This is a genomic window from Amycolatopsis sp. NPDC005961 (assembly GCF_040629235.1).
GTDB lineage: Bacteria > Actinomycetota > Actinomycetes > Mycobacteriales > Pseudonocardiaceae > Amycolatopsis > Amycolatopsis camponoti.
This window is the reverse complement of the sequence record NZ_JBEXVF010000067.1, coordinates 40,602-53,091: the sequence shown is the minus strand read 5'-3', so window position 1 is coordinate 53,091 and position 12,490 is coordinate 40,602. Positions and strand designations below refer to the sequence as shown.

Annotated in this window: 17 protein-coding genes; 10 read left to right on the top strand and 7 right to left on the bottom strand. The window is 71.2% G+C overall.

Going from position 1 to position 12,490, the window contains the following annotated elements:
* Positions 1-96: 96 nt before the first annotated feature.
* Together ABZ342_RS39335 and ABZ342_RS39330 are read right to left on the bottom strand one after the other, a co-directional pair.
* Positions 97-1,800: an AMP-binding protein gene (locus tag ABZ342_RS39335; RefSeq protein WP_360484338.1), complete on the bottom strand. Its 1,704-nt coding sequence runs from the start codon at positions 1,798-1,800 to the stop codon at positions 97-99.
* Positions 1,801-1,813: 13 nt separating this feature from the next.
* The gene (locus ABZ342_RS39330; RefSeq protein WP_360484335.1) at positions 1,814-2,656 is read right to left on the bottom strand and encodes a crotonase/enoyl-CoA hydratase family protein; all 843 of its coding nucleotides are present in this window, start codon (positions 2,654-2,656) and stop codon (positions 1,814-1,816) included.
* A 135-nt stretch (positions 2,657-2,791) separates the two neighbouring features.
* Here ABZ342_RS39330 and ABZ342_RS39325 point away from each other — a divergent pair, with 135 nt between their 5' ends.
* Complete coding sequence (locus tag ABZ342_RS39325; protein ID WP_360484332.1) at positions 2,792-3,670, top strand: alpha/beta fold hydrolase; 879 nt, start codon at positions 2,792-2,794, stop codon at positions 3,668-3,670.
* A gap of 4 nt (positions 3,671-3,674) precedes the next feature.
* Positions 3,675-4,253 (top strand): hypothetical protein, encoded by a 579-nt coding sequence (locus ABZ342_RS39320; RefSeq protein WP_360484329.1) that lies wholly within the window; start codon positions 3,675-3,677, stop codon positions 4,251-4,253.
* Here ABZ342_RS39320 and cobA read toward each other — a convergent pair.
* From cobA to rpmB, 5 genes are all read right to left on the bottom strand, one after another.
* Positions 4,204-5,430 (bottom strand): uroporphyrinogen-III C-methyltransferase, encoded by a 1,227-nt coding sequence (cobA, locus tag ABZ342_RS39315; protein WP_360484326.1) that lies wholly within the window; start codon positions 5,428-5,430, stop codon positions 4,204-4,206. The two genes, ABZ342_RS39320 and cobA, sit on opposite strands and share 50 nt — an antisense overlap.
* Before the next feature lie 86 nt (positions 5,431-5,516).
* A complete protein-coding gene (gene rpsR / locus ABZ342_RS39310) occupies positions 5,517-5,771 on the bottom strand; it encodes a 30S ribosomal protein S18 (protein ID WP_360484323.1) in 255 nt (84 codons plus the stop codon).
* Positions 5,768-6,073, bottom strand: coding sequence for a 30S ribosomal protein S14 (gene rpsN, locus ABZ342_RS39305; RefSeq protein ID WP_360484320.1), 306 nt, complete (start codon positions 6,071-6,073; stop codon positions 5,768-5,770). The genes rpsR and rpsN overlap by 4 nt, the downstream gene beginning before the upstream one ends.
* A complete protein-coding gene (rpmG, locus tag ABZ342_RS39300; protein ID WP_360484317.1) occupies positions 6,073-6,240 on the bottom strand; it encodes a 50S ribosomal protein L33 in 168 nt (55 codons plus the stop codon). The genes rpsN and rpmG overlap by 1 nt, the downstream gene beginning before the upstream one ends.
* Entirely contained in the window at positions 6,240-6,476 is a 237-nt protein-coding gene (rpmB, locus tag ABZ342_RS39295) for a 50S ribosomal protein L28 (RefSeq protein ID WP_155549871.1), read from the bottom strand. The genes rpmG and rpmB overlap by 1 nt, the downstream gene beginning before the upstream one ends.
* Positions 6,477-6,554: 78 nt before the next feature.
* Here rpmB and ABZ342_RS39290 point away from each other — a divergent pair, with 78 nt between their 5' ends.
* From ABZ342_RS39290 to ABZ342_RS39255, 8 genes are all read left to right on the top strand, one after another.
* Positions 6,555-7,817: a GTP-binding protein gene (locus ABZ342_RS39290; RefSeq protein WP_360484314.1), complete on the top strand. Its 1,263-nt coding sequence runs from the start codon at positions 6,555-6,557 to the stop codon at positions 7,815-7,817.
* Positions 7,814-8,068: a type B 50S ribosomal protein L31 gene (locus ABZ342_RS39285; RefSeq protein ID WP_155549869.1), complete on the top strand. Its 255-nt coding sequence runs from the start codon at positions 7,814-7,816 to the stop codon at positions 8,066-8,068. The genes ABZ342_RS39290 and ABZ342_RS39285 overlap by 4 nt, the downstream gene beginning before the upstream one ends.
* Positions 8,068-8,217, top strand: a complete 150-nt coding sequence (gene rpmF, locus ABZ342_RS39280) for a 50S ribosomal protein L32 (RefSeq protein ID WP_155549868.1) — start codon at positions 8,068-8,070, stop codon at positions 8,215-8,217. Before ABZ342_RS39285 ends, rpmF begins: the two co-directional genes overlap by 1 nt.
* Positions 8,214-9,263: a GTP-binding protein gene (locus ABZ342_RS39275; RefSeq protein WP_360484306.1), complete on the top strand. Its 1,050-nt coding sequence runs from the start codon at positions 8,214-8,216 to the stop codon at positions 9,261-9,263. The genes rpmF and ABZ342_RS39275 overlap by 4 nt, the downstream gene beginning before the upstream one ends.
* 80 nt (positions 9,264-9,343) lie before the next feature.
* Positions 9,344-9,778 carry a MarR family transcriptional regulator gene (locus ABZ342_RS39270; RefSeq protein ID WP_360484303.1) on the top strand — a complete coding sequence of 145 codons (435 nt, stop codon included), beginning with the start codon at positions 9,344-9,346 and terminating at the stop codon, positions 9,776-9,778.
* On the top strand, positions 9,775-11,466 hold the full coding sequence (locus tag ABZ342_RS39265; protein ID WP_360484300.1) for an MFS transporter: 1,692 nt from the start codon (positions 9,775-9,777) through the stop codon (positions 11,464-11,466). Before ABZ342_RS39270 ends, ABZ342_RS39265 begins: the two co-directional genes overlap by 4 nt.
* Positions 11,463-12,203: a dienelactone hydrolase family protein gene (locus ABZ342_RS39260; protein ID WP_360484297.1), complete on the top strand. Its 741-nt coding sequence runs from the start codon at positions 11,463-11,465 to the stop codon at positions 12,201-12,203. The genes ABZ342_RS39265 and ABZ342_RS39260 overlap by 4 nt, the downstream gene beginning before the upstream one ends.
* A gap of 12 nt (positions 12,204-12,215) precedes the next feature.
* The gene (locus tag ABZ342_RS39255) at positions 12,216-12,488 is read left to right on the top strand and encodes a DUF6295 family protein (RefSeq protein WP_155549864.1); all 273 of its coding nucleotides are present in this window, start codon (positions 12,216-12,218) and stop codon (positions 12,486-12,488) included.
* Positions 12,489-12,490 lie beyond the last annotated feature (2 nt).

The window sequence follows — 12,490 nt, the reverse complement described above, 5'->3', positions numbered from 1 at the left end:
TGGGGCTGAGCTACGGCTCGTTCACGCTCGGCTTCGGCATCTCCTTCTGGCAGGCGTTGGCCCCGAGCGCCCCAAGGCCGCCTCGGGGCGCTCGGGTCAGGACTTGAGGTCGGGGAAGTCCTCTTCGCGGTACTCGGTCCCCTCCGCGCGCTTCGGGTCGCTCTCGCGGCCGCGCAGCTCGACGCGGCGGATCTTGCCCGAGATCGTCTTCGGCAGCTCCGCGAACTCGAGCCGCCGGATCCGCTTGTACGGCGCCAGGTGCTCGCGGCAGTACGCCAGGATCGCCTTCGCCGTCTCCGCGGTCGGCTCGTGGCCCGGGGCCAGCACGACGTACGCCTTGGGCACCGCGAGCCGGATCGGGTCCGGGGCTGGGACGACCGCCGCCTCCGCCACGGCCTCGTGCTCGATCACGACGCTCTCCAGCTCGAAGGGCGAGATCCGGTAGTCCGACGCCTTGAAGACGTCGTCCGTGCGCCCGACGTAAGTGATGTAGCCGCGTTCGTCGATCGAACCGACGTCCCCGGTGTGGTAGTAGCCACCGGCGAACGCCGCCGCCGTGCGCTCGTCGTCGTCCGCGTACCCGGTCATGAGGCCCACCGGGCGGTGGGCGAGGTCGAGGCAGATCTCGCCCTCCGACGCCCGCTCGCCGCTGACCGGGTCGACCAGCGCCACCACGAACCCGGGCAGCGGGCGGCCCATCGAGCCGGGCACGACGTCCTGGCCGGGGGTGTTCGCGATCTGGACGCTGCTTTCGGTCTGGCCGAAGCCGTCGCGGATGGTGACGCCCCACGACTTCCGGACCTGCTCGATCACCTCGGGGTTGAGCGGCTCCCCCGCGCCGACGACCTTCTTCGGCGGGGTCTTCAGCGCCGTGAGGTCGGCCTGGATCAGCATCCGCCAGACCGTCGGCGGCGCGCAGAAGCTCGTGACGCCGCAGCGGTCCATCTGGGCCATCAGCGCGTTCGCGTCGAAGCGGTTGTAGTTGTAGAGGAACACCGTCGCCTCGGCGTTGAACGGGGCGAAGAAGTTGCTCCACGCGTGCTTGGCCCAGCCGGGCGAGGAGATGTTCAGGTGGACGTCGCCCGGCTCCAGCCCGATCCAGTACATCGTGGACAGGTGGCCCACCGGGTACGAGACGTGCGTGTGCTGCACCAGCTTCGGCTTCGCCGTCGTGCCGGAGGTGAAGTAGAGCAGCAGCGGGTCGGCGGCCTTCGTCGGGCCGTCCGGCGCGTACTCCGGCGACTGCGCGAACGCGGCCGAGTACGGCTGCCAGCCCTCGACCGGCTCCCCCACCGCGATCCGCGTGTAGTCGCCTTCGACGTCCGCGAACTTCGGCGCGTCGACCGAACGGACCACGACGTGCTTGGCCGCGCCGCGCTCCACGCGGTCGGCCAGGTCGGCCGGCCCGAGCAGGGTGGACGCCGGGATGATCACGGCGCCGAGCTTGATCGCGGCGAGGATCGTCTCCCACAGCTCACCCTGGTTGCCGAGCATGAGGATCAGCCGGTCGCCGCGGCGGACGCCGAGGCTCCGCAGCCAGTTCGCGACCTGGTTGGACCGGCCGGACAGCTCCGGGTAGGTCCAGCGGTTCTCGGTGCCGTCCTCCTCGACGATCCACAGCGCGTACCGCTCGGCGTTGTCCGGGTCGTGCGCGACGACGTCGAACCAGTCGATCGCCCAGTTGAACTCGTCGAGCTCCGGCCAGGCGAAGTCGCGGTACGCCGTGTCGTAGTCCTCGCGGTGGGTCTGCAGGTAGTCCCGCGCCACCCGGAACGCGTGGTGGACCTCCGAAGCGCTCACACTGCCTCCTCCGTCATTCGCCCTTGAACTCCGGCGCACGACGTTCCATGAACGCCTGGACCGCCTCGCCGAGGTCCTTGCTGGGCAGGAACGCCGAGTTCCACGCCGCGACGTACCGGAGGCCGTCGGCGACCTGGCGCTCGGTGTTCGTCGCCAGTACCTGCTTCGTACCCTGCACCACGAGCGGCGGGTTCGCAGCGATCTCCCCGGCGAGTTCCCGCGCGGCCGTCAGCAGCGCCTCCTGGTCGGCGTGGACGTCGTTGACGAGCCCGATCTTCTCGGCGCGCGCGGCGTCGATGTCCTTGCCGGTCAGCGCGAGCTCGCGCAGGTGGCCTTCACCGACGATCGAGGCGAGCCGCTGGAGGCTGCCGAGGTCCGCCACGATGGCGACGCGCACCTCGCGGACGCTGAACTTGGCGTCGGCGCTGGCCAGGCGGATGTCCGCGGCGGCGACGACGTCGACCCCGCCGCCGATGCACCAGCCCGAAACGGCCGCGATGACCGGTTTGCGGCATTCCGCGATCGAGCTGACCGCCGCCTGCAGCGACCGGACCTGGTCGAGGAAGGCCGTGCGCGGGCCGGCCAGGTTGTCCCCGCCGAGCATCGGCGCCCGATCGCCCATCATGGCCGGCAGGTCGAGGCCGTAGGAGAAGTGCTTGCCACTGCCGGTCAGCACCACGGCCCTGACCTGCGGGTCGGCGTCCAGCGCGCGGAAGACCAGCGGCAGCTCGCGCCAGAAGTCCGGCCCCATCGCGTTGCCCTTCGACGGGCCGAGGAGCGTCACTTCGGCCACGGGGCCGGCGATGTCGACCTTCAAGGAGACGAGGTCGGGCAGACTGTCAGGAGAAGCGGTCATGGGGTCATCTTGACCCATGGCCGCGACGGGCCGCCATTGGCACGTTGTCAATTGACGCAAGGGTCACTGTGCCGACGTGGTCACGGGATGTTTTCCTGGACGTAGGTGACCACGACGCGGGGAGGACGGTGGGACATGAGCCCGGCCAGCAGCGCGACCCTGATCGAGCCGGAACCCCCGGCTGCGCCCGCCCGGCGCGAGTCCCGCCCGATCGAGCTGACCGGCTCGTTCGACCACGAGGGCCACCGGCTCTGGTACACGGAGTTCGGCAGCGGCGACAAGGTCGTCGTCCTCACCCACGGCATCATGCTGACCCGCCGGATGCACGCCCCGCTCGCGCGCCGGCTGGCCCGCGCCGGGTTCCGGGTGGTCACGCTCGACCTGCTCGGCCACGGCGACTCCGACCGGCCGACCGAGTCGTGGCTCTACTCGATGCCGTCGTTCGCCGAGCAGACCCTGGCGTTGCTCGACCACCTCGAGGTCCCCTCGGCGGTGATCGGCGGGACGTCGCTCGGGGCGAACGTCTCGCTGGAGGTCGCGGTGCGGGCGCCGGAGCGGGTCCGCGGGCTGATCGTCGAGATGCCGGTGCTGGACAACGCGATCGTCGCGGGGCTGTTCACGTTCGCGCCCCTGCTGATGGCGGCCCGGTTCCTGCCGATCACGGTGCAGGCGGTCGCGCTGGTGGCGTCCGTGATCCCGCACGGCAACCAGTGGGTCGACGTCGTGACGGACACGCTGTCCCAGCGCCCGGCCCCGATGGCGGCGTTGCTGCACGGCGTCCTGTTCGGCCGCATCGCGCCGCCGAAGTCCCTGCGCCGCAAGATCGCGACGCGCGCGCTGGTGATCGGCCACCAGGGCGACCCGATCCACCCGTTCGGTGACGCGGACACCCTCGCGGTCGACATGCCGGACGCGGAGTTCGTCCAGGCCCGGAGCCCGGTGGAGCTCAGGCTCGACCCGACCCGGCTGTCGGACGCGATCCGGGACTTCGCCGCGAGCTGCTACGAGGACTGAACCGGTGCCCCTGGTGTGGGTGACGGGCAACTCGGGAGCCGGCAAGTCGGCGGTCTGCGCGCTCCTGAAAAGCCGGGGAGAGCACGCGGTCGACGCGGACCGGGAGGGCTACAACCACTGGGTGGACCGGACGAGCGGGCAGGTCGTCGTCGATCCCCCGGATCCGGTGCCCGCGGGCTGGCTCGACCGCTTCGGGTGGCAGACCAGCCGCACGGAGGTCGAGGCCCTCGCGGCGAAGGCGAGCGGCGGCATCGCGTTCTTCTGCGGCTCCACCGAAAACGACGACGAGGTGCGGGACCTCTTCGACCTCGTGGTCTGCCTGGTGGTCGACGACGACACGCTCCGGCACCGGCTCCTGAGCCGCACTTCGAACAGCTTCGGCAAGCACCCGGAGGAACTGGCGGCGGCACTCGACGCCAACGAAGGCGCCGAGGCCGCCTACCGAAGGCTCGGAGCGACGATCGTCGTCGACGGCCGCCGGCCGCTGCCCGAGGTCGCCGACGCGATCCTCGCCGCCGCCGGCCGGCCGGCTCCTACGAGGACTGAACCGGCGCGAGACCGGCCACCGGGCCGATCACGATGATCGCCGGCGGGCGGACTCCCGACGCCGCCGCGTCGGTGACCACCGTGTCCAAAGTGGACCTCAAGGCCCGCTGGGTGCGCATCGTGCCGTCCTCGATGATCGCCACCGGGGTGTCCGACGGGCGGCCGCCGTCGAGGAGGGCCTTCGCGAACTGAGGGAGGCGCTCCACGCCCATCATCAGGACGATCGTCCCGCGCATCCGCGCCAGCAGCTCCCAGTCGACCAGCGACCGGTCGTCGCCCGGGGCGACGTGGCCGGAGACGACCACGACCTCGTGCGCGACGCCGCGGTGGGTCACCGGGACGTCCGCCACCGCCGGGACCGCGAACGCGCTCGTGATGCCCGGGACCATCGTCACCGGGACGCCCGCCTCGGCGCAGGCCAGCACCTCTTCGAAGCCGCGGCCGAACAGGTACGGGTCGCCGCCCTTGAGCCGGACGACGAACTTGCCTTCCTTGGCCCGCTCGATCAGCGTGCTGTTGATGACGTCCTGGCTGGCCGCGCGGCCGTACGGGATCTTCGCCGCGTCCACGATCTCGACCTCGGGCGCCAGCTCGTCGAGCAGCTCGCGGGGTGCCAGCCGGTCGACGACCACGACGTCCGCGCGCGAGAGCAGCCGGCGGCCGCGGACCGTGATCAGCTCCGGGTCGCCGGGGCCGCCGCCGACCAGCGCGACCCCGGGCAGGCTGCCGTCCGGGTGCGGCTGACGGCCGTCCTCGATCGTGCCGTTGTGCAGGCCGTCCAGCATCGAGTCGCGGACCGCGGCCGAGCGCAGCGGCTCACCACCGGAGAGGACCCCGAACAGGAGGCCGCCGTGCCGGCCCGACGCCGGGGTCACCGCGGACCCGGACTCGCCCTCGTCGGCGCGGACGCAGAACACCCGCTCGCGCTCGGCCTCGGCGCAGATCTCCGCGTTCACCGACGGGTCGTTCGTGCAGGCCAGCGCGTACCAGGCGTCCTTGAGGTCGCCCTCGGTGTATCGGCGCTCGTGCCAGACCAGCTCCCCGGCGTCCACCATCCCCTGCACCGACGGCGTCGTGTGCGGCGACACCAGTTCGACGCGGGCACCCGCGCCGATCAGCCGGGGCAGCCGTCGCTGGGCGACCGAGCCGCCGCCGAACATCACAACGCGGCGGCCGGTGAGCTGGAGGCCGGAGAGGTAGTGCGGGTCGTCCATGGGCCGGAGTTTATTGACGGTTCACCCGCGCGCCAGCCCAGCGTGGGTCACGCCACCCGGACAACCTCCCGGGTGGCGTGACGCCGTCAGCTCGCGCGACCCGCAGACGGGTACGGCAGCAGGGCCATCTCCCGCGCGTTCTTGATCGCCGTCGCGACCTGCTTCTGCTGCTGCGGGGTCAACCCCGTGACGCGGCGGGCGCGGATCTTGCCCCGGTCCGAAATGAACTTGCGCAGCAGCTCGACGTCCTTCCAGTCGACGTGGGTGACCTTGTTGGCGCGCAACAGGTTCACCTTGCGCTTGGCCGGGCGGTCCCGGTTCGGCTTCGGCACCCGCCTCACCAGCTCGACTTCGTGACGCCGGGCAGCTCGCCGTGGTGCGCGGCCTGACGCATCTTCACCCGCGACAACCCGAACTTACGCAGGTACCCCCGCGGCCGTCCGTCGGCGGCGTCCCGGTTGCGGATGCGCGTCGGGCTCGCGTCGCGCGGCAGCTTCTGCAGTGCGACCACCGCCGAAGCCTTCTCGTCCGGAGACGACGACGGCGAGGCGATGACGGCTTTCAGTTCCCGGCGCCGGGCGACGTACCGCGCCGCGACCACCTTCCGCTGCTCGTTCTTCGCGATCTTGGACTTCTTCGCCATCAGCGCTCTTCCTTGAACTCGACGTGCTCGCGCGCAACCGGGTCGTACTTGCGCAGGACCATCCGGTCGGGGTCGTTCCGCCGGTTCTCCTTCGTGACGTAGGTGTAGCCCGTGCCCGCGGTGGACCGCAGCTTGATGATCGGGCGGACGTCGGTGCTCTTCGCCATTACAGCTTCACTCCCCTTGCCTTCAATTCGGCCACGACGGCCTCGATACCGCGCTTGTCGATCGTCTTCATGCCCTTGGCGGAGACGCGCAGGCGCACCCAGCGGCCGGCACTGGGCACGAAGTAGCGACGGCTCTGCAGGTTCGGCTCCCACCGCCGCGACGTGCGGCGGTGCGAGTGCGAGACCTGCTTGCCGTAGCCCGGCTTGCGGCCGGTGACCTGGCACACGGCGGACACGGACCCTCCCGAGTTGATAGTGGTTGTCGTTTTCATTTACTCTACGCACCGTACCCCGCCCGTATTCCTGGAGCCGCAGTGACCCTCAAGCAGACCCCCCGTCCCGGCGTCCCGCTCGTCCTCGTGAGCGGCCTCGCCCCGGGACCGAACGCCACGCTCGCCGAGCTGCTGCGCGTGGCCGAGCCCGGCACCGCCGTCGTCCACCACGACCTGCGCGAGATCCACTCCGGCGTCGTCCGCCGCCGGCTGCGGCTGGAACAGCGCGACCAGCTGACCGTCCTCGAGCTGGCCCACGGCTGCGTCTCGTGCACCCTGCGCGAGGACCTGCTCCCGCTGCTGCGGCACCTCGCCCGGCTGCCGCAGGTCCGCCGGATCGTCGTCCGGCTCGACGAGGCCATGGAGCCGGAGCCGGTCAGCTGGGCGATCCGGAACGTCCTGGTCGGCGACCACCCGGTGAGCGACGACGTCGACCTGCGCGCCGTGCTCACCGTCGTGGACTGCGCGACCTTCCTCGCCGACGCGACCGGCGACGACGTCCTCGCCGAGCGGAACCTGCGGGCCAGCCCGGAAGACGAGCGCACGGTCGCCCAGGTCGCGCTCTCGCAGGTCGAGTTCGCCGACGTCCTCGTGCTGGCCGGCGCGGCCGGCGACGCGTGGACCGCGGCGAAGGCGTCCGCGGTGCTCGACCGGGTCGCGCCGTCGGTCCCCCGCGTCGAGCTGTCGCGGATCGACGGGCACAGCGTGCTCGACGCCGTCCCGTCCGATGCCCGCCGCGGCGAGGTCACCGACATGCACGGCGCGTTGCTGCGCGGCGAGCCGCCGGTGCACGTCGACTGCGGCATCGGGCTGGTCACGTTCACCGCGCAGCGCCCGTTCCACCCCGAACGGCTCCACGACGCGCTGGACGTCCTGCTCGACGGCGTCGTCCGGACCCGCGGGCGCGCGTGGGTCGCGAGCCAGCCGGACGTCGCGTTCTGGATCGAGTCGGCGGGCGGCGGGCTGGGCATCGGCCACGCCGGGCCGTGGCTCGCGGCGCCGGACGGTCCGGCGTGGACGGACGTCTCCCCCGAGCGCCGCACCCTGGCGTCCCTGCGCTGGGACCCGGTGCACGGCGACCGCGCGCAGGAGCTCGTCGTGGTGACGGACCAGACAACGCCCGATGAGATCGACGCGGCCCTGCGCGGCGCTCTACTGACCGAAGACGAACTGGCCGCCGGACCCGCGGAGTGGCAGAGCTACCCCGACCCGTTCGGAGACTGGCACGAAGAGCCGTGCGAGGACACCGAAACCGACCCGGCGCGGCACGACGCGACCGCGGTGAACCGAAAGGAAGACCAGTGAAGACAAGCATCCACCCCGACTACCACGCCGTGGTGTTCAAGGACTCGTCCACCGGCGACGCGTTCCTGACCCGCTCCACCATCACCTCCGACAAGACCGTCGAGTGGTCCGACGGCCGGACCTACCCGCTGGTCCTGGTCGACATCAGCTCGTGGTCGCACCCGTTCTGGACCGGCACCCAGCGCATCATGGACAGCGCCGGCCAGGTCGAGAAGTTCCACCGCCGCTACGGGAAGCGGGGGACGCGCTGATGGCCGTCCCGAAGCGCAAGAAGTCGCGGAGCAACACCCGCTCCCGGCGTTCGCAGTGGAAGGCCGCGGTGCCGGACCTGGTGCCGATCAAGGTCGACGGCGAGGTTCAGCTGGTCCCGCGCCGGCTGATGCGGCACTTCCACTCGTGACGGTCCCGGTCACGGTGCTGTCCGGCTTCCTCGGCGCCGGCAAGACGACGCTGCTCAACCACATCCTCGCGAATCGCGCGGGGATGCGGGTGGCGGTGATCGTCAACGACATGAGCGAGGTCAACATCGACGCGGGCCTCGTGCGCTCGCAGGAGAGCCTCGTCGAGCTGACCAACGGGTGCATCTGCTGCACCCTGCGCGAGGATCTCCTGGAGGAGGTGGCCGCGCTGTGTTCGGACGGCCGCTTCGACCACGTCCTGATCGAGTCGAGCGGGATCTCCGAGCCGATGCCGGTGGCGGCGACGTTCACCTTCCTGGACGCCGTCGCCCACCTCGACACGATGGTGACGGTGGTGGACGCGGCGAACTTCGCGCGTGAGCTGGCGGCGGCCGACTCCCTCGTGGAGCGCCGGCTCGACCAGTACGACGGCGACGAGCGGACGGTCAGCGACCTGCTCGTCGACCAGGTCGAGTTCGCCGACGTCCTGCTGCTGAACAAGACGGACCTCGTCCCGGACGTCGACCGTCTGGTGGCGACGCTGCGGCGGCTGAACCCCGCCGCGGACGTCGTCACCGGCAGCTTCGGACGGGTGCCCCTCGACCGGGTCTTCGGCACCGGCCGCTACGACGCCGAACGGGCCCAGGAGGCGCCGGGGTGGGTGGCCGAGCTGAACGGGGACCACGTGCCGGAGACCGAGGAGTACGGGATCTCCAGCGTCGTCTTCCGCGCGTCGCGGGCGTTCGACCCGGCGGCTTTGTGGGACTTCGTGACGCGGCGGCTGGACTCGGGCGAGTTCGGGACCGTCTTGCGGTCCAAGGGCTTCTTCGCGCTGGCGTCCCGGCCCGGGGCGACCGGGCTGTGGTCGCAGGCCGGCGCGGTGGCCCGGTTCGAGCCGCACGGGGTGGCCGCGGAACCGCGGCAGGAGCTGGTGTTCATCGGCGTCGATCTGGCGGGGGAATTACTCCTGAAGGCCCTGGACGACTGCCTGGGTGAGCCGACCGGTCCGGACCTGTTTCCCGAGTGGGAACCGGTGCACGTCCACTGAGCGAAAGCTCCCGGCCCACCCGATAACGGCCGGTCCGTCCGAGTTGATCAACCCAGGTTTATCAGTCTAGGTTGACGATCGTGACGGACGAGGACCTCCTCCAGGCCAGCGCCGACCTGCGCGTCGCGCTGGGCCGGGTGATCCGGCGGTTGCGGCAGGGGTACGTCGTCGGGGAGCTGACGCTGCCCGAACGGTCGGTGCTCTCCCGGCTCGACCGGGAGGGCCCGGCCACGCCGGGCTGTCTCGCCGACCTCGAACGCGTCAAGCCGCAGGCCATGGGCGTGACGCTGGCCGGGCTGGTCGAACGCGGACTCGTCGAGCGGCGCAAGGACGACTCCGACGGCCGCAAGGTGCTGATGTCGGTCACCGAAACCGGCGTCAAGCTGCTCACCGACCGCCGCTCGCGGACGACGCAGAAGATGGCGACCGCGCTGGCCGAGAAGTTCACCCCGGCCGAGCAGCGCGAGCTGATCGCGGCCATCCCGCTCATCGAGCGGCTGGCGGACGAGCTGTGACGACGCAGCTCACGAGCGGCCGCTACAAGTGGGTCGCCCTCTCCAACACCACGCTCGGCGTGCTGATGTCCGCGCTCGACGGCTCGATCGTCATCATCTCGCTGCCCGCGATCTTCCGCGGCATCGGGCTCGACCCCCTCGCCCCGGGCAACATCGGCTACCTGCTCTGGATGATCCTCGGCTACCTGCTGGTCCAGGCCGTGCTGGTGGTGACGCTCGGGCGGCTCGGCGACATGTTCGGCCGCGTCAAGATGTACAACCTCGGCTTCGTCGTCTTCAGCGCCGCGTCGGTCGCGCTGTCGTTCGACCCGTTCCACGCGGGCGGCGGCGCGCTGTGGCTGATCGGCTGGCGGATCGTCCAAGCCGTCGGCGGCTCGATGCTGACGGCGAACTCGGCCGCGATCCTCACCGACGCCTTCCCCGCGGAACAACGCGGCATGGCGCTCGGCGTCAACCAGATCACCGCGCTGGCCGGGCAGTTCCTCGGCCTGGTCGTCGGCGGGTTGCTCGCGGAGATCGACTGGCGTGCCGTGTTCTGGGTGAGCGTCCCGTTCGGGCTGCTCGGCACGATCTGGTCGATCCGCAGCCTCCGCGAAGTCGGGACGCCGAAGCGCGCGAAGGTCGACTGGGGCGGCAACGTCACCTTCGCCGCCGGGACCGCGTTGCTGCTGGCCGCGATCACCTACGGCATCCAGCCCTACGGCGGCGCCGCGACCGGCTGGGGCAGTCCGTGGGTGCTCGGCGGGATCGGCGCCGGCGTGCTGCTGCTCCTGCTGTTCGGCCTCATCGAGACCCGCGTCGCGGCGCCGATGTTCCAGCTTTCGCTGTTCAAGATCCGCGCGTTCGCCGCCGGCAACGTCGCCGCGCTGCTGACCTCGGTCGCCCGGGGTGGCATGCAGTTCATGCTCATCATCTGGCTGCAGGGGATCTGGCTGCCCCTGCACGGCTACGACTACGAGCGCACCCCGCTGTGGGCGGGCATCTACCTGCTCCCGCTGACCGTCGGGTTCCTCGTCGCGGGTCCGGTGTCGGGCTACCTCTCCGACCGGTTCGGGGCCCGGCTGTTCTCCACGGGCGGGCTCTTGCTGGTCGCGGCCGCGTTCCTCGGGTTGCTGGCGTTGCCGGTGGACTTCCCCTACCCGGCGTTCGCCGCGCTGCTCGTCCTCAGCGGGATCGGCCAGGGCATGTTCTCCGCGCCCAACACGTCCGCGATCATGAGCAGTGTGCCGACCGAGCAGCGCGGGGTCGCCTCCGGGATGCGGGCGACGTTCCAGAACTCCGGGACGTCATTGTCGATCGGCGTGTTCTTCTCGCTGATGATCGCCGGGCTGGCGTCTTCGTTGCCACAGACGTTGACCAGCGGGTTGCAGGCCCACGGCGTCCCGGCGTCCGTCGCGGACGGTGTCGCCCAGCTGCCGCCGGTGAGCACGCTGTTCGCCGCGTTCCTCGGCAGCAACCCGGTCGGGCACCTGCTCGGCCCGGACGTCCTGGCCGGGCTGTCCCCGGCCGACCGCTCGGCCCTGACCGGCGGGGAGTTCTTCCCGCAGCTGGTCTCCGGCCCGTTCCACCACGGCCTGGTGGTCGTGTTCACGGCGGCCGCGGTGATGGCCGTCGTCGCCGCGGTGGCCTCCGCTTCCCGCGGCGCGCGTTACTTCCACACCCCCGAGGGATCGAAGGAGAACCGATGACCGACGAGATCGTCGCCGGGACCGTCACCATCACCGGCCACGGCGGTGACGAGCTCGAGGCCTACCTGGCCAAGCCCACCGACACGACGCCCCGCGGCGGCGTCGTGGTGATCCACCACATGCCCGGCTACGACGCGGCGACGAAGGAGATGGTCCGCCGCTTCGCCGTCGAGGGCTACAACGCGCTGTGCCCCAACCTGTACACGCGCGAAGCACCGGGCGCGGACCCGGACGACGCGGCCGCCACGGTCCGCGCGGCCGGCGGCGTCCCGGACGACCGGCTCGTCGGTGACGTCTCGGGCGCGGCGGACTACCTTCGCGCCCTGGAAAACGCGAACGGCAAGATCGGCGTCATCGGGCACTGCTCGGGCGGCCGCCAGGCGTTCCTTTCGGGCTGTTCCCTGGACATCGACGCGGCGGTCGACTGCTACGGCGCGTTCGTCGTCAACGACCCGCCCGAGGCGATGAAGCAGATGAAGCCGCTGCTCGGCCTGGCGTCCCAGCTGTCGTGCCCGCTGCTGGGCCTCTTCGGCGCCGACGACCAGTTCCCCGGGCCGGACGAGGTCGCCGTCCTGGCGGCCGAGCTGGAGAAGCTGGGCAAGCCGCACGAGTTCCACACGTACGCGGGTGCCGGCCACTCGTTCTTCGCCGTCGACCGCCCGAGCTACCGGCCGGAAGCCGCGAAGGACGGCTGGGAACGCATCTTCGACTTCTACTCCCGCACCCTGACGGTCTGAGAGGACTTCGCCATGTGCACTTACCTGACCGAGAAGTTCGCGCTCGAAGGCAGCGGCAAGGGCGCCCGCGGCTGGTTCCGGCTGAACGAGGGAACCGTGTACGTCGACCACCCGGTCCACGCGCCGTACGGCCACACGGTGAACATCGACTTCCGCAACCCGGGCCTGGGCGCTTCGGCCCGGGTCGCGCTGGAACTCACCGAAGAAGACGCGCTGGCCCTGGCGGACGCGATCCACGCGGCCGTCAAGTCCGCTCCCGAAGGGCTGGCTTCCCGCGACCAGTGAGC